This window comes from Mesorhizobium sp. B263B2A, from assembly GCF_020165775.1.
GTDB lineage: Bacteria > Pseudomonadota > Alphaproteobacteria > Rhizobiales > Rhizobiaceae > Mesorhizobium > Mesorhizobium opportunistum.
Genome location: NZ_JAIUIU010000001.1, coordinates 1,011,045 through 1,031,807, shown reverse-complemented (window position 1 = coordinate 1,031,807; position 20,763 = coordinate 1,011,045). Strand labels below are relative to the sequence as shown.

Here is a 20,763-nt window from a genome sequence, read left to right as displayed (position 1 = left end):
GTGCGAGCCGAGGGCCGTGATTATGAAGACGATTGTCACCGGAGCCAGTGGCCTGCTCGGCCGTCATGTGGCCGAGGCACTGATTGCCGCCGGCCATGATGTGCTGGGCATCGATGCGGTGGCGCCGGTCGGGAGCGCATGGCGTCATGCCACCGCCGACCTGACGGACCTGGGATCGGCGCTTCAACTGGTGCGCGACTGCGATGCCGTCGTGCATGTCGCGGCCATTCCGCGGCCGACCGGTCGGGCCGGCGGCGAGGTGTTCAGGACCAACGTCGCGACCGCCTACAATGTCGTCGAAGCTGCGGCCCTGGCTGGTATCGGGCGCTTCGTCTATGCCTCGTCCTTCAGCGTCTTCGGTTATCCCTTCTTCGAGAAGGCGGTCATTCCGCCCTATCTGCCGGTCGACATGAACCATCCGGTCGGTGCGCAGGATCCTTACGGCTTGTCGAAGTGGCTGGGTGAGGAAATCGTCGACGCGGCGGTGCGCCGCGGCGCCTTTTCGGCGGTCAGCATCCGCATGCCGTGGGTCCAGACCCCGCAATCCTTCTTCGCCGGCGTCGGCCCGCGCCGCGCCACCGCCGACAGTGCCCGCGACCTGTGGAGCTATCTCGATGCGCGTGATGCCGGGCAGGGCTTCCTGCGGGCGCTCGAATGGCAAGGCGGCGGCCATCTGCGGGTCCTGCTCAGTGCCGCCGACACCTTCATGGAAGAGGAAACCGAAGCGCTGGTCCGCCGGGTCTATCCGGGGGTCGCCCTGTCGCGGCCAATCGCCGGTTTCGGCGCCGTGCTCGATACGGCCCACGCGCGCGCGACGATCGGCTTCGCGCCGGAGCACTCATGGCGTTCCTATCCAAAGCCGGAGACCCAGGGATGAAACGGTTCGACCAGAAGACGGTCCTCGTCACCGGCGGCGCCGGCGCCATTGGCAGTGCCGCGGTCCGGCGTTTCCGCGACGAAGGCGCGCGGGTTGCCATTGTCGACCGCAACGGCGCGGCGGCCCGGCAACTGGCCAGCTCTCTCGGCGAAGACACGGTCGCCATCGAAGCCGACGTCACCGATGAGCAGAATGTGCGCAACGCCGTCGAAACGACCGTCGAGGCATTTGGCGGCCTGGACGTCGTATTCAACAATGCCGGGATTTCGGGCGCCGTCGCTCCCGTGCATGATTTTCCGGTCGAGGACTGGGACACCATCATCCGCATCAATTTGCGCGGCATTTTCCTCGTCCTGCAGGCCTCGCTCCAGGCCATGATCAAGGCCGGAGCCGGCGGCTCGATCGTCAACATGGGTTCGTCCATGGCCGGCTGGGACGTGCTTTCGGGCGGCGCCGGTTATGTCGCTTCGAAACATGGCGTCGTCGGGCTGACGCGCGTCGCCGCGCTCGATGCCGCCCCCTACGGCATACGCGTCAACGCCATCTGCCCCGGCGTGATCGAGACGACGCTCGGCGTGCCGGCTGCAGGCGACGGCGATTTCAAAAGCAGCGTCCAGCATTTCGCCGACCGGATCCCCCTGCGCCGCATTGGCCAGCCGGAGGATGTCGCTGCCGCGGTGGCCTTCCTCGCTTCGGACGAGGCAAGGCATGTGACCGGCGTCGACTGGTTGATCGACGGCGGTCAGACTTTGCAGAGCTGGGCCAACGCGCCGGCCGGCGGCGCGTTTCCGAAATTTCGCTAGGGTCGCCGCAAACTGTCAAAGCCGGTTGGGCGGCATTGCCTGGATCATGCGGACCGCAAGATCGAGATCGGAGAGACCGCCTGAAAGTGGGGTGCGCGGTGTCGCGCCGGCGAGGATGCAATCGGCGAAATGCTGCCATTCCCGACGGAACGAGGTGTCCGGGAAACCCGGTATGGTGCGCTCGGACGCGGTTTCGCCTGTTGCCTCGCGCAGGCGCACGGTTGCCGAGGCATTGCGGAAATAGGGGTTCTGGAATTCGATCCGCACCTCATCGCGCTCGCCATGCACATGGATCCACTCGTCCCACCATTCATACTGGGCAAGTGCCATGTCGAAGAGGCAAGGAACGCCATCATAGTCGAGGACCGCCAGCAACTGGTTCGGACCGGCCTGTTGCGCATGGACGACACGGTCGGGCGTGCCGAACGCGCCGCGCATGACGGCAAGGTCATGGCTGGCGAGGCTGAGCAGTACAAGATAGAGATCGCGATAGCCGGCATGGTCCACACCGAGCGCCGCCTCGACGCGCCGGGCGACCGCACCGCGGCCCTCCGCCAGCACATCGGCCGGCACGTCGGTGATCCGGGTCTGCGTGTAGAGTTTGCCATAGCGGTCGAAGCGGCCCGCGAAATCGTGGATATGGATCGACTTCGGCCGGCCGATGGCGGCTATGCGCTCCAATCCGGTCTCATAGCCGGGATCGTAGAATTTCATGTAGCCGACAAGGGCGACGAGGCCGCTCCGCTCGGCCTGCTCGACCAGCGGACGTGCCTCTTGCGGCGTGAAGGCGAGCGGTTTCTCGACGATCAGGTGCTTGCCGGCGCGGATCGCGTCGGCGACCATCTCGCCATGATCGTAAGTGCAGATCACCACCGCATCGACATTCGGGTCGGCGAGCAGGGCGCGATGATCGGTATACCTTCCCGCGACGCCATAGTGCTCCCCGACCTTGTCGACCGTCCCCCGCGAGATGTCGCAGAGAGCGGCGATGCGAAACGCCGGCAATTCCATGAGATACGGCAAATGCATCAGCTGGGCGATTTCGCCGCAACCGATGACGCCAACGCCAATGACGCGATCCTGCATATCAACCCTTCACGGCGCCGGCTGTCAGGCCGGCGATGAACTGCCGTTGCATGGCAACGAAGACGACGATCACCGGCAGTGTCGTGATCGTCAACGCGGCGAAATAGAGTGTCCAGAGCGAATCATACTGCTGGAAGAAGCTGACCAGGCCGAGCGGGATGGTCTGTACGGAAGGGTCGCGCAGCAGCAGGAAGGCGAGGAAGAAATCGTTCCAGATCTCGATGAAGCCGAAGATCGTGATCAGCGCGACGCCCGGCCGGACCAGCGGCAGCATGATGTGGATCAGGATCTCGAGGCGGCTCGCGCCGTCGACGCGCGCTGCGTCCTCGAGATCGGCGGGCAGCGTGACGAAGAAGCTGCGCAGGATGAAGACCGACAGCGGCAGCGACGTCGCCGCATAGACGAAGGCAATCCCGAGCCGGTTGTTGATCAGGCCGAGATCGCGCGCCACCATGAACAGCGGAATGGCCATCACCTGCGGCGGCACCAGCATGGCCGCCACTGCCACCGCCACCACGAGGCCGCGTCCAGGAAACCGCAGGCGCGCCAATGCATAGGCGCAGGGCGTTGCCACGACGACCAGGATGATCAGGGCCGAACCGGTGACGAGAATGCTGCTGACGATACGCGATCCCATGCCGGCGATGCGCCAGGCATCGACATAGTTCTGCAGCACCAGGCTCGATGGCGGGCCCCAGATGTTGCTCAGCATCTCCTCTTTGGTCTTGAGCGAGCCGAACAGCACCCAAAGCAAGGGATAGAGCGTCTCGATGAGCACCAAAGCGAGCGCCGCGTAGATACCCGCGACTTCGAGCAGGCCGCGCGTGCCGAGGCGACGGCGGCTGTAGGCCGCGCCATCATCGAGGGTGGGCAAAGGGTCGGCCGCGCCGTTCATCATACGTCCAGCCTTTGTCGCCGCATCAGGGCGAGCAGGCCGACGCTGGCCAGCCCGACGATCAGGAACAGCACGTAGCCGATGGCCGCGGCATAGCTCATGGCGCCGTCTTGGAAAGCCTTGCTCATCATGTAGGTGAGTACGACTTCGGTGGCATGGTTCGGACCGCCCTTGGTCAAGACATAGACGATGTCGAAGTTGCGCACGAAGGCGCCGGAAAGGCCGAGGATGGTGTTGATGAACACGATCGGCATCATCATCGGCACGGTGACGTGCCGGAAGCGCTGCAGCGGGCCGGCGCCGTCCATCTTGGCCGATTCATAAAGTTCCGACGGGATCGTCTGCAACCCCGCGAGGTAGATGACGGCATGGAAGCCGAGCCATTTCCAGACGTCGACGACGATGATCGAATAGAGCGCGATGTCGGCGTCGCCAAGCCATGATTGTTTCAGCGCGCCGAGGCCGAACAGATCGAGCGCGCCGTTGAGCAGGCCGAAGACCGGATTGTAGATCCAGGACCAGAGCAGTCCGACGGCGACGAAGGACATCGTCACCGGAACGAATGCGGCTGCACGAAAGAAAGCGCGGCCGACCAGCGCCCGGTTTAGCAGCAGCGCCAGTCCGAGGCCGAGCACGTTCTTCAAGATGACGACGGCAACGACGAAGATCAAATTGTTGCGCAGCGCGCCGAGGAAGATGCGGTCGTGCAGGAGGCGTTGATAGTTGGAAAAGCCTGCCCAGGTCGGGTCCGAAAACCCGTCCCAATTGTGCAGGCTGAGCCAGAAACCGTTGATGAACGGCCAAAGGTAGAAGAGGCAAAACAGGATCGCGGCGGGCAGGATCATCAAGAAGGCGACGGCACCGTCCCCGGCACCGAAGCGCCAAGCGCCGGAACGACCCGGAGCAGGAGCGACTTCTTGTGGCCGCGTGATCATGCGGCCTTCGCGCTTTGCGGCGTCAGCACCAGCCCGAGCGTGTCCCTGGTATAGGCGATGCTTTCCAGCGCGCTTTGCTCCGCCGTCTTCTTCGACGCATCCAGCTCGATGATGGCGAGACCGTCGTAATTGGCCTCCAGCAACACGTCGACGATGCCGGCGAGATCGACGACGCCGGCGCCGAGTTCGCAAAAGGCGCCATAGCGGTCATAGCCCTTCAGGCCCGGGTCCACCCTGGTATCCTTGAAATGCATGTAGCGCACGGCCGAAATGTAGGTCCTGACCGCGTCCACAGGATCGGAATTGGTGTGGGCAAGATGGGCCGGATCGATGCACAGGCCGGCAAGATCGGTATCGAGCTCATCCATCATACGATCGAGCTGGTCGCGGCGCTCGATAAAGGTATCGAGATGCGGGTGATAGACCGTCTCGATGCCGAGGTCCTTTGTCCGCCTGCCGACATCCTCCAGGGCCCGGCAAAAGGCGCGGTAGTCGTCTGCCGTGTGGGCGCCGGCGATGGCTTCCGAGGGACCGCCACCGAGAACCAGCACCGGTGACCCAAAACCCCTGAGCATCCTGGTCAGCGCCACCAGCACGTCGCGTTCGTAAGGCCAGGCGACAGGGTTGGTGAAGATCGCATTGACGTAGAAGGAGGAGAGCTTGATGCCATGCTCGCTCTGGCCTTCCGAGAGCAGTGCATAGCGCCGCAGGATGTCGGTGTCGGTGGTCACCCCCATTGGCGCCTGATTGCCGAGCTGCATGTATTTGCGGGCGTACTGGTCCGAAAGGCTGGTGAAGGCGAGGATCTCGAACCAGCCGAAACCCTGTTCGGCCAGGAATTTGATGGCCGGCCCGAGCGGAAGGCCGGTCAGGTCCCAGCTGTTCAGGTGATAGCCGATCGAGAAGCGCTGCCGCTCGGCGCGAGTCTGCGTCATGTGTTCTCTCCGATTGATGAGGCTGCCCCGAAGCGGGCGGCCCCTGTTTTCATGCTTGGCGCATCACTCGGCTGAATGCGCGTCCGCCCAAGATCGGCGCTTACTTCGGCGGCCAATTGCCCTGGGCCTTGAGGTCGTCGAAGGTGGTTTGGATCGAGGTGGCGGCATCCTCGGGCGTCGTCGTGCCGCCGACGATGCCGGCGATGGCCGAAGCCGTGGCCGTCGCAACTTCCGACGGCCAGATCCAGTCGAGGAACTTGATCGTGCTCGGGAAGGCTTGCTTGCGCAGTTCGACGGCATAGGCATCGTCGACCTGCGGCACCCCCTTGATCGAGGCCGCGATCGGCTGCTCCGGTGCAAGATAGAGCGTCGCCACCTCCGGCTTAGTCAGATATTCGATGAACTTGACGGCGGCATCGAGCTTCTCGGGCGGGATCGACGAGGAAACGCACATGCCGTTGTCGGCACCGCCGCCATGGCCCGGCGCCCCCGGCGTTCCGTCCATTTTAGGAAAGGCAAAGACGCCCCATTTGAAGTTCTTGACGCTGGTCTGGAGCGAGGGGACTTCCCAGGTTCCGCCATAATACATGGCGCTCTTGCCGGCGGCGAAGGCCGCACGCATGCCGTCCTGGTCGACCGAGAGCGAATCCTTGGAAAGGATGCCGTCATCGACCCACTGCTTGATCAGCTTGAACCCTTCGACATCGGGCGCATCGGTGAACTTCGCCGTGCCCTCGAGGTTCTTCTGGGTCTTGGCGACGGCATCGCCCGAGGCCTGCGAGAAGGTTTCGAAATACCACATCGGCCACATCACGGTGTTCGAGCCCTGATGCAGAAGCGGGATCACGCCGTCGGCCTTGAATTTCGGCACCGCCGCCTTCAGGTCGTCATAGGTCGGCGGCACCGGGATGGCGAGTTTCTGGAAGAGGTCGACATTGTAGAAGATCGTCGACGTCGAGAGCGTCGAGATCGGCACGCCGTAGACCTGGCCGCTGATGGTGAAGGCGCCAAGTGCCGCGGCGTCGATCCGGTCCTGGAACGGCTTGATCTTGTCGGTGATGGGCATGACCAGCTTGCGCCGGACATAGGCGCCATTGGTGTAGAAGGCCGGGCAGGCGATCAGGTCCATTTCCTGGTTTGCAAGCTTGGCGGTCATCAGGCGCTGGATCGAATCGGTCTGTGGCCCCTGCGCGTCCCATTCGACAGCGGTCACCTCGGGGTTGGCCTTGAGGAACCCGTCGATGACCTGCTGCTGGATCTTCTTCTGCTCGTCCGGCGGTTGGCGCGGCGCGAGTTCGTCAAGCGCCGAGCCGCCGAAAACCTTGAGTGTGATCCCATCGGCATGGCCTATGCCGGGCATTGTGATCAGGCTGAGGCTTAGCAGCGCGGTGGCGAGGATGGAACTGGCGGGGCTTTGTTTCGAACGATGGGTCACTCTCTGCTGAACGGGCATCTGGCTCTCCTTTTCGCCAATGCCGAGGGGCAACCTCGGGACCAAGATCGTTGATGGTCATATGATCTTGGTCCCCTGTTATGATTTTTGTCAATCGGCAAGTATGCCTATAATTTGGTCGGCCACGCGGTAGCGCTACCGAGCGAAAATGGCTGGCTTCGCGTTCGAATATGAAAAGGGCGCGGACCAAAAACGCCGGCAGCCCGTGACAGGTCCCAGGGCCGTCAGGCCGGGCGAACTCTTCGCGTCAGAGGCCGAACCGATCCTTCAGTCGCCCCGAAAGGATCGCCGCCTTCACGCCGAGCGGCCAGAAGCGGTGAAACCGGATTGGCTTGAGCGGCGATATCGGCATGGGAAACGGCGACGTCTCATCACCGCGCAGGCGCTGCGCCAGGGCAGCGCCCATCGCCGAGGCCATGGCGACGCCACGGCCGTTATAGCCAAGGCAGATCAGCACGCCATCTTCCGGCTCGTGAACGTGCAGGAGATGGTCCTTGGTGATTGCGACCCGGCCATTCCAGCCATGTGTCCACCGTACCCCCGCAAGCGCCGGCCAAAGCCGCAGTGCATAGTCGGTGAGATAGCGAATGGCGGAGGCATTTTCGATCGGACTCATCGGTCCCCGGCCGCCCATGAGAAGGCGCCCGTCGGCATCGATGCGGTAGTACACGGTGATGTTGCCGGCTTCGTAGACGACGGGCCTTTCGGGCAGGATTGCGGCCGCGAGCGCCGGCGTAAGCGGTTCGGTCGCCGCAATCGCGCTGAACACAGGAACAAGGGACTGCTCAAGCCCTGGCCATAGGGCGCCTGTATAGCCGTTGGTCGCGATAAGCACCTTCTCGGCGCTGACGGTGCCGCCGGTGGTTTTGAGCACCCACCGTCCAGCCTCCCTCTTCAGCGCGAAGACTTCGCTGCCGCCAAAAATCCGCGCGCCGGCGCTCTGCGCGGCGGCAGCCAGGCCAAGGCTGTATTTCAAGGGATGGAGGTCGCCGCCGCGGGCATCGAACATGCCGGATGTATATCTGTCGGTTCCGGTTCGTGCCGCCATCGCCTTTGCGTCCAGCATGTCGACCGGCATGCCTCGCCGCGCGCATTGGGCGGCCGTGGCCCGAACGGCGGCTTCCGGCTTCGGCCGGATGGCCGCGCGTATGGTACCGTTCTGCCGCGCCTCGCAGGCGATCGACAGGCGCTTGATGAGGCCGAAGGTGAAATCCGGCGCGCCATAGGAGAAATCGATCGTCCGCAGCCCCAGCTCTGGGCCGAACATTGCCTCGATCGTGTCGGGGTCGTATTTGAGACCGGGATTGACCTGGCCGCCATTTCTGCCCGAAGCGCCCCAACCCGGCTGCTGAGCCTCGAGCACGGCAACGTCGTCGCCGGCTTCCGCCAGATGCAAGGCGGTCGAAAGGCCTGTGAAGCCGCCGCCGACAATGGCGATCCTTGCCCGCTGCGCGCCGGCGAGCGTGGGATAACTGCCGGTGCCGTCTGCCGTTTCGCGGTAGAGGCTCCTGGGCGGGGTGCTCTCGGGCATATTGCGGGCTCTTATGACAGGGTGATGGGCTTGGTGGAGCGTGACCGCGCCCGCGAGAAATTTCGTGAGGGATTGGCAGACCCGCGAATATCGAGCCGGGCGCGCGGCAATTCAGCATGCCTTTCGGGAAATCACAACAGTTGCGAGAGCGCGGCCATGAAGTGATCGTTTTCCAACGGTGAGCCCATGCTGACACGTACATACGTGTCGAATCCTTCCTGTCTCCAGGGTTTGACGATGACGCCTTCGCGCAGCAAGCCCTCGACGAATGCGCTGGCATTTTGCCGGCAGTTGAAGAACAGGAAGTTGCCTCTGGAAGGCGCGACCTCGAGGCCTTTGCTGATGAGGAAACTCTCGACGCGTGCTCTCTCCGTCCTGGCCAAAGCTACGACCTTGGCGAGGTGTTCCTCATCGGCGAGCGCGGCGAGTGCTGCGGCCTGGGCGATGGCGTTGACGTTGAATGGTGTGCGGACACGATCAAACAGCGCACGCAGTTCCGGGTCGCCGACGATGCCGAAGCCGATGCGCAGGCCCGCTAGGCCAAATGCCTTCGAAAATGTCCGCAATACGATCCAGGACCGGTCACGTTTAGCGAGACAGGGCAGGGAGGAAACATAGTCGTCGCCCACGGCATATTCCGCATAGGCCTCGTCGACGACGATCAGCGTCTCGTCGCCGACTGCATCCAGCACCCTCGACAGATCGCTGCCCGACAGCCAACTGCCGACCGGGTTCATCGGGTTCGAAAACACCAGCATGCGGGGACGCTCGCGCACCGCCTCGGTCAGCGCATCGACATTGATCGTGAGGTCGTCGTTGACGGCAACGCGCCTGACGGTCGCGCCCATCAACGTGGCGTAGTCTTCGTGCAGCGGGAACGACGGATAGAGTGTGACGACGGCGTCGCCCGGCCGCAAGACGGCGCGGTTTATGACGGAGAGAAGGTCTTCGGAGCCGTTGCCAAGGATGACCTGATCCCCGGCGACGGTGTATTTGTCGCCGATCGCCTGGCGGAGCTTGCGCCCTGCCGGGTCCGGATAGAGCCGGAACATCTCGGAGCCGGCCTCCATTATCGTCGCCAGGGTCGGGCTCGGCCCAAGCGGGTTTTCGTTCGAACCTAGCTTGGCGATCCTGGCAGGCGCGTATCGCGCCATGACCTCGTCGATGGTCAGCCCTGAATTGTAGGGCAACAGATGCGTGACTTCGGTTCTGACCATATGCGAGGCTTTCGACACGGGGCGCGGGCTCCTCTTCGGCAGCCGACAGACTCCCGTCATCGGCCGGGTTCTCAAACACCGGATTTCGCTGCATCCTCCCGGGGGCAAGCCGGTCGCCTGCAGGGTGCACTGGTGGACGACGTCACAAATAGCCTAGCCGAAATTGTTTGTATATGCTTGTATATGGAACCTAAGGCTGGTTAGTCTTGGACTTGGCGCCGAAGCTGCCCAGGAGGATCACATGCGCAATGCTTCTCTCTTCGACCTCTCCGGCAGGAAAGCGCTTGTCACCGGTGCCAGCCGCGGCATCGGGCGCAGCATCGCCGAGGCGTTGAGCGCGGCCGGCGCCGACGTTGCGGTCACGGCGCGCAGCCTGGCCTCCCTCGATGAGACGATAGCGGCCATCCGCGCGGCCGGCGGAGTTGCGCATGCCGTCGCCCTCGACGTCACCGATGTCGGCCGTTGCCGGGCGGCCACCGCCGAGGCTGCTAGCCTGCTGGGCGGTCTCGACATCCTCGTCAACAATGCCGGGATGGAAGAAGTGCGGCCCTCGCTCGATGTCGACGAGGCGCTCTGGGACCGGATCGTCGACACCAATCTCAAAGGAGCCTTCTTCTGCGCGCAGGCAGCGGCGCGGCAGATGCGCGACGCCGGACGGCCCGGCGCCATCATCAATCTATGCTCGCTGACATCCGAAGTCGGCATTCCGACCGCGGTCCCGTACGGCTCGTCCAAGTCGGGCCTGCTCGGCATGACGCGGGCGCTGGCAGCGGAGTGGGCGGATCTGGGCATCAGGGTCAATGCCATCGCCCCGGGCTATTTCAGGACGGCGATGACGGACGTGTTCTACAGCAGCGAGGCGTGGCAGCAGTCGATGTTGGCCAAGATCCCGCAGCATCGTTTCGGCGATCTGCGCGACCTGCACGGCGTAGCCGTGTTCCTTGCCTCGGATGCTGCAGCCTACATCACCGGCCAATCCATTCCGGTGGATGGCGGCTTCCTGGCATCGATCTGAGGCAGCCCGCTATAGGTTCGAAATCAAAGTTTTCCGCAATGTGACCGGCCGGTACGTTGCGTTCCAACAGAAGGAAATTTCCATGTCCGACGTCAGCTTCCACGATCTGTCATCGCTCGATGCCACCCAGCGGGCCGGCCTTCTGAAACGCGCCGAGGGCGATCTGTCGGTCTTCGTCGAAAAGGTCCGCCCGATCATCCAGGCCGTCAAGGACGAGGGCGACGCCGCTTTGATCCGCTTCGCCAGGGAACTCGACAAGGCCGATGTCGCCGAGGGCGAACTGAAGGTGTCTCAGGCCGAGTTCGACGCGGCATTCGACAAGGTCGAGAAGGATGTCGTGGAAAGCATCGGCTTCGGCATCGACAACATCAGGCGCTTCCATGAAGAGCAGAAGCCGGAAACGATGTGGCTCAAGGAAGTCCGACCGGGCGCCTATGCCGGCGACCGGTACACGCCGATCGCCTCCGTGGCGCTTTACGTACCGCGCGGCAAGGGTGCATTTCCCTCGGTGACGATGATGACATCGGTACCGGCTGTCATCGCCGGCGTGCCGCGGATTGCGATCGTGACGCCGCCGACATCGGATGGTTCGGTGGACGCTGCGACCTTGGTCGCCGCTCGCCTCGCCGGGGTGAGCACCGTCTACAAATGCGGCGGCGCGCAAGCGGTCGCCGCCGTCGCCTACGGCACCGAGACCGTGCAGCCGGCACTCAAGATCGTCGGCCCCGGCAGCCCCTGGGTGGTGGCGGCCAAGAGCGTGCTGTCCTCGATCATCAACACCGGCCTGCCCGCCGGCCCGTCTGAAGCCATCATCTTTGCCGACGACAGCGTCGACGGTGGCCTTGCCGCGCTCGATCTGTTGATCGAAGCCGAGCACGGGCCGGATTCCTCGGCCTATCTGGTGACCCACAGCCGCAAGGTCGCCGAGGCAGCGCTTGCGGCACTTCCTGAACATTGGTCGCGGATGACCGAACAGCGCGTCGAATTCTCGCGCGCGGTGCTGACCGGAAAGCGTGGCGGCATCGTGCTGACCGCGTCGCTGGAAGACAGCTACCGTTTCATCAACGACTATGCGCCCGAACATCTGGAAATCCTGTCGAAGGAGCCGTTCGCGCATCTCGGGCACATCACCGAGGCGGCCGAAATCCTGATGGGCCCGCACACGCCGGTGACCCTTGCCAATTTCGTCCTCGGGCCGAACGCGGTGCTGCCGACCAGCCGCTGGGCGCGAACCTATGGGCCGCTCTCGGTGACGGATTTCGTCAAGCGCTCGTCGGTTGGCTATGTCACCTCGGCCGCCTATCCGGAACTGGCGCGGCACGCCCGCAGGCTCGCCCGCTACGAGGGTTTCAGCTCGCATGAAAACGCGGTCTCGGAGATCCGCGACCGCTACCTCGCCGGCTGAACGGAGGCGATCGCGATGATGGCGGCACGACTTTATGGCCCCGGCGATCTGCGCGTCGAAGATATAGCCACGCCTGGCATTCCGGATGCGGGCTGGGTGAAGCTCAGGGTCGATGCCGCCGGCATCTGCGGTTCGGACCTGCACAATTTCCGCACCGGGCAGTGGATAAGCCGCTCGCCATCGACGGCCGGCCATGAACTGACCGGCACGGTGATCGCCATCGGCGAGGGCGTCGATACCGTCGCCGTTGGCGACAGGGTGGTTGCCGATTCCCGGTTCTGGTGCGGGGACTGCGCGCAATGCCGCGCCGGCAGGCGGCATCTCTGCGGGTCGCTGGGTTTCGTCGGAGAAATCTGCGACGGCGGCTTTGCCGAACAGGCCATGTTGCCCGCACGTCTGCTGCATGTCATCGATGCCGACCTTGACGAGCGGGTTGCCGCGATGGCCGAGCCGCTTGCGGTGGCGCTGCACGCGGTGCGGCGCCTGCCAAAGACGACGGGCTCGGTGCTTGTTGTCGGCTGCGGGCCGATTGGCGGTCTTGCCGCGCTGCTGCTGTCGCAAACCTTCGCCGGCACGGTGCTGGTCGCCGACCGCAACCAGGCCCGCTGCGCCCGTGTGGCCCAGGTGACTGGAGCCACGATTGTCGATCTCGACCGCGATGCCATTGCCGCGGCAACCGCCAACGCCCCGCTGCTGGCGGCCGTCGAGGCGACGGGCAGCATCGCCGCATTCAACCAGTTGCTCGGCGTGCTCGATTCCGGCACCGCGGTGGCGATGGTCGGCATCTTCCATGGTCGCCTCGACATCGATCCCAACCTTCTGGTCGAACGCGAGATCGCTTTGCTGGGATGCCATGCCTTCGCCGACGAACTGCCCGATGCGGTGCGGATGCTGGGTGAACTCAGCGAACCGCTGCTCGCCCTGATCGATCGCGAGATCGGCCTGGACGAGGTTCCGGCTGCTTATGAACGGCTGTTGGCGGGGCGCAGCGATGGCTTAAAAACGATCATCCGCGTGCGGCAACCTGTTGAGTCCGCTTTGATTTCCGATAAATTGGCGGAAAGGATTTTGACATGATCGATTTGCCCGATACGGCGAGCCCGCTCTACGAGAAGGTGAAGGATTATATCCTGACCAACATCGGAACGGGCCGGTGGGGCAAAGATCGCAAGCTGCCGTCCGAGAATGAGTTGGTGGTTTCGCTTGGTGTGTCGCGAATGACGGTTCACCGCGCCCTGCGGGAACTGACCGCGGCGGGATTCCTGATCCGATTGCAAGGTGTCGGCACGTTCATCGCGCCGCCTCGGCCCCAGTCGACGCTGATCGAGATCAACAACATCGCGGCAGAGATCGTCGAGCGCGGCAACAGGCATCGCTCCGAGGTTCTCGTCCTCGAAACGATCATGCCGTCGAAGGAGCTCGCGCTGTCGTTCGAGTTTCCAAAGCGGGTCTCGATCTATCATTCGGTGGTCGTCAATTTCGAAAACGACCTGCCGGTGCAATTGGAAGAGCGCTTCGTCAATCCGAGCCTAATCCCAGACTACGACAAGCAGGACTTCACCAAGACGGCGACCTATGACTACCTCATGCAGAAGACCCCGGTGACCGAGGTCGAGCACATCATCTCCGCGATTCCGGCCGACAAGGAGACGGCACGGCATCTGGGCATCGATGTCGGCAGCTGTTGCCTTCTCCTGCACCGCCGCACGTGGACGGGCGCGGTCGTCGCCACGATCAGCAAGCTCACCTACGCCGGCAGCCGCTATTCGCTCGGCAGCCGCTATTCCCCCTCCAGAACCAACTGACGTCAACGAGAAAGCACAAGCCGCGGAGCGTTCGCTGCAAATGTATATACATGTATTGATAAAGGTGGCTTTGCCTCTGGTGGACGGCCTGGCTGGAAGGGACGGCGGATGACGCAGCCACAGAGCCGCACGGCGCGAATCCGGGCTCTCGCGCAGCATGATGTCGCGGCGGCGCAGCAAGCGCTTTCGGCATTACTGGGCGATCTGTTCGGAATGAGCCCCGGCAATGTCCGCATTAACGTGGACAAATACAGCCTCAATTCTCTGAACGGTTTCTTCGATAGCGACGGCGAGGCCTACTTCTTCAAGTTCCATCAGGAGGAACGGGAGGAGGGTATGACCGGTGAGTATTACCGGGCCGAGATCCTGTCGCGCGCCGGCCTGCCGGTCGACCAGCCCGTCCACATGTCGGCCCAGCCGGGCGAACAGATCCTTGTCTATCGCCGCCGCACGGATCCGAGATTTTCGGACGTGCTGTTCGCGCTGGATGCCGAAGATGATCCCGAGAAAAGGCGACAGGCGGTCCTTGCCGAGCGCGAGCTGTCGGCTAGGTTGCTCGAGGTCTATCTCGAGACGCTGCATCCCGTGACCGCCGCGGAAGTGTCTGCGGAGCCGATCCACCGGCTGTTTTATGAGCGGCTGATCGACCCGGATACACGCGCATCCCCAGGCGGCCGGCTGGCCGATTTCTATGTCGGCAAGTCGTTTGCCTTTCCCGGCGCGGAACTCGACTGGGACCGGTTTTCGCGGCTGAAGTTCGTCATCAACGGCCAGCTTTACACCAAGGGCATCGGTGAGCTTTTCGATGCCGCGACCGCGCGCTTGCGGCCGGATCGGCTTGCCGATGCCGGCGGCGTGGTCGCGCATGGCGACGCCCACAACGCCAATGTCTGGTACACCGAGAACGCGGGGAAGGCTGCACTGTCCTTCTTCGATCCCGCCTTTGCCGGCTCGCATATCCCGACGCTGCTGGCGGAGGTGAAAGCGACGTTCCACAACATCTTCGCCCATCCGTTCTGGCTCTACGATCCGGCCATCGCGACCGAGGCTTTTCGCGCGCAGGCGCGGCTGGACGGGAACCTGCTCCATGTCGACACGGACTGGGACCTGAGCCCCGTCCGCCGCGACTTGCTGGAGGTCAAGGCGACCGCGCTGTGGCGGCCATTGCTGCTGGAGCTTGAGCGGCGCGGCATGCTCCCTGCGGATTGGCGATCGGTGCTGCGCTCAGGGCTCTTCCTGTCGCCAACCCTGGTCATGAACCTGCGGGCCGGTGCGCGCAGTCACACGCCGGTCTCCTCCCTCATTGCCTTTTCGGTTGCGGTCATGGTCGGCAGCGAGCCTGACACCGGAGCCGATCGGGTGAGCGATTTCCTCGACCGGATCGATCCAGAAAGAGCATGATTGATGGCTGCGGGGGATGCGGGCGGAAGGCTTGCCCATGGTGGAAAATTGACTCATTCCAACTTGTATATGCATGTATGTATTTTAGCCTTGACATCCGCCGCCGCTGACGCTGAAATATCCTCGCACTTCACCATGAAGTGGCGGGCAAGACGCCGAGGCACAGTGCCGCAAGAGCAGACCCCGCAGTCTCACCAGACCGGACGCCTGGGTAAAAGAGCGGTCTGATCATCAAGGGGAACTAGAGACCATGCATAAGCTAGCAGGACAATTTCGCGCGCTCGTGATGGCCGCCGCCATCGGGCTCGCTGCCGCCCCGGCAGCCCACGCGGCCGATGCGGCCATTCCCACGACGCCCGAAGCCGGATCGTTCAAGATCGGCATCGAGCCTTGGCTCGGCTACGGCCAGTGGCACGTCGCCGACGCCAAGGGCCTGTTCAAGGCAAACGGACTGTCGGACGTCCAGATCGTCAACTTCGCCGAGGACAAGGACATCAACGCCGCGCTCGCCAGCGGCCAGCTCGACGCCGCCAACATCGCCACCCACACGGCGATGGGCATGGTTGCCGCCGGCCTGCCGGTGAAGATCGTTTTGCTGCTCGATGTCTCCATGACGGCCGACGCCATCATCGCCGGCAAGGACGTCACCTCCATCGCGGACCTCAAAGGCAAGCAGGTCGCTTTCGAGGAAGGCACGACGAGCGACATCCTGCTCAAATACGCGCTCTCCAGGAACGGCATGTCGGTCGCCGATATCCAGCCGGTTCCAATGCCTGCCGCCGATGCCGGTGGTGCCTTGATCGCGGGCCAGGTACCGGTCGCGGTCACCTACGAGCCATACCTCACTGTCGCCATGGCGCAGAACAAGGACGTCAAGCTGCTTTTCACCGCCGGCGAGGATCCCGGCCTGATCAGCGACGTGCTGGTGGTGCGCGACGAGGTGATCAAGTCACGGCCCGGCCAGGTGCTGGCCATGATCAAAACCTGGGATGCGGCGCTGAAGGACTACAAGGCTGACACGTCGGGTGGCCGAGCTATCATCGCCAAGGCCGTCGGTTCGGACGTCAAGGATCTCAACACCGCCTTTGATGGCGTGCGTTACTATTCGCTCGCCGAAAACAAGACGGCGCTCACCGGCGACTTCACCACCAAGACATTCGCCGATGTCGAGGCGGCGGCCAAGAACGCCAAGCTGCTGCAGGCCGACGTGACGCCGGAGCAGATGATCGACTCGTCCTTCGTCAAGGCGGCGGAATGACGACGGCCGGATCGCGGTGGTGACGCAGATGTCTGCAGATCCCTCCGCGAAAACGGCCCCGGCTCACGCGGCACCGGGACCGGTCACCAAACAGGCAAGGCGTCGCCGATCCTCCGGGATCGGGGTGCCGATCGCCAGGTCGCGTTTCCTGATGATCGCGGTGGCCGTCTTTGTCGGGCTTGGTCTCGCCTGGTGGGCGGCGACCGGCCTGGGATGGGTAAAGCCCATCTTCCTGCCGTCGCCGGGCAGTGTCGCGACCCAGATAGCCAAGCTCGCGACCGAGGGTACGTTGTGGCTGGATCTCAGGGCCTCGATGTACCGCATTTCCATCGGTTTCCTCATCGCCTCGGCACTGTCCATACCGATCGGCGTGCTGATCGGCAGTTTCCGCTCATGGGAAGCGGCCATCGAGCCGCTGGTGGATTTCATCCGCTACATGCCGGTCGTCGCTTTCGTGCCGCTTTCCATCCTGTGGGCGGGTACCGGCGATACGCAGAAATTCCTGATCATCTTCATCGGCACCTTCTTCCAGCAGGTGCTGATGATCATGGACAATGTGAAGCGGGTGCCAGCCGATTTCATCGGCCTCGGCCGCACGCTCGGCCTGCCGGACCGCAAGATCCTGACGCGCATCGTCGTTCCCAGTGCCTTGCCCGGCATCTGGGATACGCTGCGCATCAGCCTGGGCTGGGCATGGACCTGGCTGGTGCTGGCTGAACTCGTCGCGGCGACATCTGGCCTCGGCTATCGCATCACCGTGTCGCAGCGCTATTTCCAGACAAACACCATCATCGGCTACATCCTGCTGCTCGGCGTGCTCGGCCTCATCACCGACCAGGTCATGAAGGCACTGGAAAAGGTGCTGTTCAGGCAGGATGGCCACTCGCAATGAGGAACGGCCGATGAACCCTCCCAAATTGCGCATCGCGGGTCTCCACAAGAGCTTCGGCACGGGAGAGCGGCGCACCGAGGTACTGCGCGACATCAACCTCGATCTTGCCGACAACGAATTCGTTTCTCTCGTCGGCACATCGGGCTGCGGCAAGAGCACGCTGCTCTCGATCGTGGCCGGACTGCAGGACTTCGACGCCGGCGATCTCAGCATCGATGGCGCACCGATCCTGCAGCCGGGTCTCGATCGTGGCGTCGTCTTCCAATCCTACACGCTGCTTCCCTGGCTGACGGCGCGGCAGAACATCGAGTTTGCCCTCAAGGCCGCGGGTTACGATCGCGCGGCCTGCCACGAGATCGCGCTCGAGCATCTCGATCTCGTCAAGCTGTCGGACAGCGCCGAGCGCTATCCATCGGAACTCTCGGGCGGCATGAAGCAGCGCGTCGCCATTGCGCGCGCGCTTTCCTATCGGCCCAAGATGCTGCTGATGGACGAGCCTTTTGGCGCGCTGGACGCCTTGACCCGGCACCAGATGCAGGAACTGCTGACCCAGATATGGGAGGAGCACCGGCTCACCGTGCTCTTCGTCACGCATGACGTCGAGGAGGCCGTCTATCTGTCGGACCGCATCGTCGTCATGGGGATCGGCCCGGGACGCATCATGCAGACCTTCAACGTCGACATCGAGCGTCCGCGCCGGGAAGAGGTGATGGAAACTCCGGCTTTCATGGATTTGCAGCGCGGCGTGCACAAGGCGATCCGCGAGGCGTCAAGACGTCCCGAAATGGCGTAGCATCCGCGCGCTCACACTTTGCCGATCCGCTCAGCGGTCAGGACTCAAGGACCATGGGGACTGCATATGCCGAGCGTCCATGCAATGGTTCCGCAGAAGCCGCCGACATACCCACGATAGCTGCCGTAGCCATTGTAGTAGCTGTCCATCCCGCCATTGACGCCGGCCGAGTTGTCGCCAGTCAAACCGTCGCCAACCACCACATATTCGTGGTGAACGGCGTGCCGATACCTGTCACCATGATGAGTTGTGGTGTGGACAAAATGGTGCCTGACCGCATGGTGCCTGACCGCGGCATCGGCGATGGAACTGAATGAAATCGCGCTCGCGGCCGCCAATATGATGACACCGGTGAACATCATCTGCCGTTTCATGAGGATGCCTCCTGTTCATGCGAGACATGCATGACCAGAAAACGGCCTCCGCACCCGATGCGTTCCTTCACAAAATCGGGACAGGGATTCGCCGGATGCATTGTGTCCCTGGGCAACCGCTGACAGCGATCATCCCGCTGCTCTCTCCATTCCTGTCCGGTTCTGCCGCAACCCTCACGTCGCTTTGCCGACAGCCGCGTCCATTCTCATTTCCTCCTCGGAAATGTCGTCGAACGAAGCGTAGTTCATGTTGTAGAGGCGGGCGTAGAGGCCTTTCTTCCGCATCAGCTGTTCGTGGTTGCCGCTTTCGACGATCTCGCCATTCTGCAGGACGATGATGCGATCGGCGCCGCGTATGGTGGCCAGACGGTGGGCGATGACCAGCCCGGTGCGGCCTTCCAGCAGTTTGATCAACGCCTTCTGGATCAGCATCTCGGTGTAGGAATCGATGCTGGCCGTGGCCTCGTCGAGCACCAGGATCTTGGCGTCGGCCACCAGTGCGCGCGCAAAACTGATCAGCTGGCGCTGGCCGAGCGAGAGATTGCCGCCGCGCTGCTCGAGCTCGGTGTCGTAGCCATTGGGCAGGTGCTCGATGAAGTCGTGCGCGCCGACGGCTTGTGCCGCGCGCACCACTTCCTCGCGGGTCGCGCCGGTCTTGTGATAGCGGATGTTCTCCAGCACCGTGCCGGAAAACAGGAACGGCTCCTGCAGCACCATGGCCACCTGGTCTCCGAGCGAATCCTGCGTCAGGTCGCGCACATCATGGCCGCCGACCAGGACCTCACCCGACCAGACATCGTAGAAACGGTGCACCAGCGCCATGGAACTCGACTTGCCCGACCCGGTCGGGCCGACAAGGGCGACGGTCTCACCCGGATTGACGCGGAAAGAGATGTTCTTCAGCACCGGCTGGTTTTGCCTGTAGCCGAAGGTGACGTTCCTGAACTCGACCGAGCCGTCCATGTCGCGCGACAGCGTCACGGCATTCTCCTTGTCGCTGACATCCACCGGTACGTCTAGCACTTCGGAGATGCGCTGGCCCGAAGCCATGGCGCGCTGCATGACACTGTACTGCATGGTGAGCGAGCGGATCGGGTCGAAGAAACGCTGGATGTAGAACAGGAACGCCACCATGACGCCGACATCGAGGCTGTGCGACAGCACCATCGAACCGCCGACGACGATGACCGTCGCCATGGCGATGCCGGTCAGCGTATCGACGATCGGCACCATCACCTGCGCGTATTTGGCCGACCGCAGGTGGGCATTGAGATTGGCCAGCACCTTCTCGTCGTAGAGGTCGAAATTGACATGCTGGCGCTCGAGGCTCTGCACGGTGCGCACGCCATGGATGCCTTCTGCGAGCGCCCCGTTGGCGATCGAGTTGGTCTCGTGCGCCGCCATGAAGGCGACCTTGGCGCGCGGCAGCCAGAACAGGCGCACGATGAACAGCACCGGCATGGTCGATAGTGTCAAGAGCCCGAGCCGGAAGTCGAGCCACAAAAGCACGCAGACGATACCGAACAAGAGCACGATGTCGCCCACCGACATCACGGACGTTTCGAGGAACTCCTGCATCGAATTGACGTCGCCCTGCAGGCGCGACATCAGGCGGCCGACCTCGGTCTTGTCCATGAAGCTCAGCGAGACGCGCTGCAGGTGGCTGAACATGGCGCGGCGCAAATCGGACAGCACGTTCTCGGCCACCTTGCCGACGACGCTTTCCTGCACATGGCTGGCGGCATAGTTGATGAGGATGATCACCGCGAAGACACTGGTCGCCGAGATCATCAACGAGTGGTCGAGCCTGCCCGCGGCCATGCCATGATCGATGGCATAGCGGATGACCAGCGGGATCGCGAGCTGCGTCAGCGTGAACACCAGCACAGCGGCGACCGAGATGAAGATCCGGCCCCGATACGGCCTGACGAAGCTCCAGATACGCCTGATGATGCGCGGATCGTAAGCCTTGCCGAAAACCTCTTCCTCGTCGCGATGCGATCCGACGACGGCCTTGGTCGGCCGCCCGCTGGTGTCTTCCTTCTCATCGTCGATGTGTTTCGACATCACGCGGCTCTATCTCTTTAG

Annotated in this window: 19 protein-coding genes; 10 read left to right on the top strand and 9 right to left on the bottom strand. The window is 63.3% G+C overall.

The genetic code is table 11. The features are described from left to right. Window positions 1-22: 22 nt before the first annotated feature. Both LB568_RS04915 and LB568_RS04910 read left to right on the top strand, forming a co-directional pair. Window positions 23-877: an NAD-dependent epimerase/dehydratase family protein gene (locus tag LB568_RS04915; RefSeq protein ID WP_224729408.1), complete on the top strand. Its 855-nt coding sequence runs from the start codon at window positions 23-25 to the stop codon at window positions 875-877. After that, window positions 874-1,680, top strand: coding sequence for an SDR family NAD(P)-dependent oxidoreductase (locus LB568_RS04910; RefSeq protein ID WP_224729407.1), 807 nt, complete (start codon window positions 874-876; stop codon window positions 1,678-1,680). Before LB568_RS04915 ends, LB568_RS04910 begins: the two co-directional genes overlap by 4 nt. 15 nt (window positions 1,681-1,695) lie before the next feature. Here LB568_RS04910 and LB568_RS04905 read toward each other — a convergent pair whose 3' ends face one another. The 7 genes from LB568_RS04905 to LB568_RS04875 form a co-directional block, all read right to left on the bottom strand. Then, a complete protein-coding gene (locus LB568_RS04905) occupies window positions 1,696-2,766 on the bottom strand; it encodes a Gfo/Idh/MocA family oxidoreductase (RefSeq protein ID WP_224729400.1) in 1,071 nt (356 codons plus the stop codon). A 1-nt stretch (window position 2,767) separates the two neighbouring features. Beyond that, window positions 2,768-3,664: a carbohydrate ABC transporter permease gene (locus LB568_RS04900; RefSeq protein WP_224729398.1), complete on the bottom strand. Its 897-nt coding sequence runs from the start codon at window positions 3,662-3,664 to the stop codon at window positions 2,768-2,770. After that, window positions 3,661-4,596, bottom strand: coding sequence for a carbohydrate ABC transporter permease (locus LB568_RS04895; protein ID WP_013896998.1), 936 nt, complete (start codon window positions 4,594-4,596; stop codon window positions 3,661-3,663). The genes LB568_RS04900 and LB568_RS04895 overlap by 4 nt, the downstream gene beginning before the upstream one ends. Further along, window positions 4,593-5,531 carry a sugar phosphate isomerase/epimerase family protein gene (locus tag LB568_RS04890; RefSeq protein ID WP_013896997.1) on the bottom strand — a complete coding sequence of 313 codons (939 nt, stop codon included), beginning with the start codon at window positions 5,529-5,531 and terminating at the stop codon, window positions 4,593-4,595. The genes LB568_RS04895 and LB568_RS04890 overlap by 4 nt, the downstream gene beginning before the upstream one ends. A 100-nt stretch (window positions 5,532-5,631) precedes the next feature. After that, complete coding sequence (locus tag LB568_RS04885; protein WP_140572868.1) at window positions 5,632-6,984, bottom strand: ABC transporter substrate-binding protein; 1,353 nt, start codon at window positions 6,982-6,984, stop codon at window positions 5,632-5,634. 247 nt (window positions 6,985-7,231) lie between these two features. After that, entirely contained in the window at window positions 7,232-8,515 is a 1,284-nt protein-coding gene (locus LB568_RS04880; RefSeq protein ID WP_224729396.1) for an NAD(P)/FAD-dependent oxidoreductase, read from the bottom strand. A 131-nt stretch (window positions 8,516-8,646) separates the two neighbouring features. Further along, a complete protein-coding gene (locus LB568_RS04875; protein ID WP_224729394.1) occupies window positions 8,647-9,750 on the bottom strand; it encodes a histidinol-phosphate transaminase in 1,104 nt (367 codons plus the stop codon). A gap of 223 nt (window positions 9,751-9,973) precedes the next feature. Here LB568_RS04875 and LB568_RS04870 point away from each other — a divergent pair, with 223 nt between their 5' ends. The 8 genes from LB568_RS04870 to LB568_RS04835 all read left to right on the top strand — a co-directional run bounded on the left by LB568_RS04870 (window position 9,974) and on the right by LB568_RS04835 (window position 18,301). Further along, the gene (locus tag LB568_RS04870; protein WP_140572865.1) at window positions 9,974-10,747 is read left to right on the top strand and encodes an SDR family NAD(P)-dependent oxidoreductase; all 774 of its coding nucleotides are present in this window, start codon (window positions 9,974-9,976) and stop codon (window positions 10,745-10,747) included. A gap of 82 nt (window positions 10,748-10,829) precedes the next feature. Further along, the gene (gene hisD, locus LB568_RS04865) at window positions 10,830-12,152 is read left to right on the top strand and encodes a histidinol dehydrogenase (RefSeq protein ID WP_224729392.1); all 1,323 of its coding nucleotides are present in this window, start codon (window positions 10,830-10,832) and stop codon (window positions 12,150-12,152) included. Window positions 12,153-12,167: 15 nt separating this feature from the next. Further along, window positions 12,168-13,229: a zinc-dependent alcohol dehydrogenase gene (locus LB568_RS04860; protein WP_224729391.1), complete on the top strand. Its 1,062-nt coding sequence runs from the start codon at window positions 12,168-12,170 to the stop codon at window positions 13,227-13,229. Next, window positions 13,226-13,957: a histidine utilization repressor gene (hutC, locus tag LB568_RS04855; protein ID WP_013896990.1), complete on the top strand. Its 732-nt coding sequence runs from the start codon at window positions 13,226-13,228 to the stop codon at window positions 13,955-13,957. The genes LB568_RS04860 and hutC overlap by 4 nt, the downstream gene beginning before the upstream one ends. 108 nt (window positions 13,958-14,065) lie before the next feature. Continuing rightward, window positions 14,066-15,358, top strand: a complete 1,293-nt coding sequence (locus tag LB568_RS04850) for a hypothetical protein (protein ID WP_224729390.1) — start codon at window positions 14,066-14,068, stop codon at window positions 15,356-15,358. A gap of 250 nt (window positions 15,359-15,608) precedes the next feature. Next, window positions 15,609-16,616, top strand: a complete 1,008-nt coding sequence (locus tag LB568_RS04845) for an ABC transporter substrate-binding protein (RefSeq protein WP_224729389.1) — start codon at window positions 15,609-15,611, stop codon at window positions 16,614-16,616. A 124-nt stretch (window positions 16,617-16,740) separates the two neighbouring features. Continuing rightward, window positions 16,741-17,508, top strand: a complete 768-nt coding sequence (locus tag LB568_RS04840) for an ABC transporter permease (protein ID WP_198028421.1) — start codon at window positions 16,741-16,743, stop codon at window positions 17,506-17,508. 10 nt (window positions 17,509-17,518) lie between these two features. Next, complete coding sequence (locus LB568_RS04835; RefSeq protein WP_224729388.1) at window positions 17,519-18,301, top strand: ABC transporter ATP-binding protein; 783 nt, start codon at window positions 17,519-17,521, stop codon at window positions 18,299-18,301. Between the two features lie 44 nt (window positions 18,302-18,345). Here LB568_RS04835 and LB568_RS04830 read toward each other — a convergent pair whose 3' ends face one another. Both LB568_RS04830 and LB568_RS04825 read right to left on the bottom strand, forming a co-directional pair. Continuing rightward, on the bottom strand, window positions 18,346-18,675 hold the full coding sequence (locus LB568_RS04830; protein WP_023764681.1) for a hypothetical protein: 330 nt from the start codon (window positions 18,673-18,675) through the stop codon (window positions 18,346-18,348). Window positions 18,676-18,849: 174 nt separating this feature from the next. Further along, window positions 18,850-20,742, bottom strand: a complete 1,893-nt coding sequence (locus tag LB568_RS04825) for an ABC transporter ATP-binding protein (RefSeq protein WP_224729387.1) — start codon at window positions 20,740-20,742, stop codon at window positions 18,850-18,852. Between the last annotated feature and the right edge of the window lie 21 nt (window positions 20,743-20,763).

Excerpts from the sequence above, each read along its gene's own strand:
- hisD (WP_224729392.1), top strand. The coding sequence starts at position 10,830 with ATGTCCGACGTCAGCTTCCACGATCTGTCATCGCTCGATGCCACCCAG.
- LB568_RS04910 (WP_224729407.1), top strand. The coding sequence starts at position 874 with ATGAAACGGTTCGACCAGAAGACGGTCCTCGTCACCGGCGGCGCCGGC.
- LB568_RS04915 (WP_224729408.1), top strand. The coding sequence starts at position 23 with ATGAAGACGATTGTCACCGGAGCCAGTGGCCTGCTCGGCCGTCATGTG.
- LB568_RS04880 (WP_224729396.1), bottom strand. The coding sequence starts at position 8,515 with ATGCCCGAGAGCACCCCGCCCAGGAGCCTCTACCGCGAAACGGCAGAC.
- LB568_RS04845 (WP_224729389.1), top strand. The coding sequence starts at position 15,609 with ATGCATAAGCTAGCAGGACAATTTCGCGCGCTCGTGATGGCCGCCGCC.
- hutC (WP_013896990.1), top strand. The coding sequence starts at position 13,226 with ATGATCGATTTGCCCGATACGGCGAGCCCGCTCTACGAGAAGGTGAAG.
- LB568_RS04900 (WP_224729398.1), bottom strand. The coding sequence starts at position 3,664 with ATGATGAACGGCGCGGCCGACCCTTTGCCCACCCTCGATGATGGCGCG.
- LB568_RS04905 (WP_224729400.1), bottom strand. The coding sequence starts at position 2,766 with ATGCAGGATCGCGTCATTGGCGTTGGCGTCATCGGTTGCGGCGAAATC.
- LB568_RS04825 (WP_224729387.1), bottom strand. The coding sequence starts at position 20,742 with ATGTCGAAACACATCGACGATGAGAAGGAAGACACCAGCGGGCGGCCG.
- LB568_RS04895 (WP_013896998.1), bottom strand. The coding sequence starts at position 4,596 with ATGATCACGCGGCCACAAGAAGTCGCTCCTGCTCCGGGTCGTTCCGGC.
- LB568_RS04850 (WP_224729390.1), top strand. The coding sequence starts at position 14,066 with ATGACGCAGCCACAGAGCCGCACGGCGCGAATCCGGGCTCTCGCGCAG.
- LB568_RS04835 (WP_224729388.1), top strand. The coding sequence starts at position 17,519 with ATGAACCCTCCCAAATTGCGCATCGCGGGTCTCCACAAGAGCTTCGGC.
- LB568_RS04830 (WP_023764681.1), bottom strand. The coding sequence starts at position 18,675 with ATGAAACGGCAGATGATGTTCACCGGTGTCATCATATTGGCGGCCGCG.
- LB568_RS04885 (WP_140572868.1), bottom strand. The coding sequence starts at position 6,984 with ATGCCCGTTCAGCAGAGAGTGACCCATCGTTCGAAACAAAGCCCCGCC.
- LB568_RS04890 (WP_013896997.1), bottom strand. The coding sequence starts at position 5,531 with ATGACGCAGACTCGCGCCGAGCGGCAGCGCTTCTCGATCGGCTATCAC.
- LB568_RS04860 (WP_224729391.1), top strand. The coding sequence starts at position 12,168 with ATGATGGCGGCACGACTTTATGGCCCCGGCGATCTGCGCGTCGAAGAT.
- LB568_RS04870 (WP_140572865.1), top strand. The coding sequence starts at position 9,974 with ATGCGCAATGCTTCTCTCTTCGACCTCTCCGGCAGGAAAGCGCTTGTC.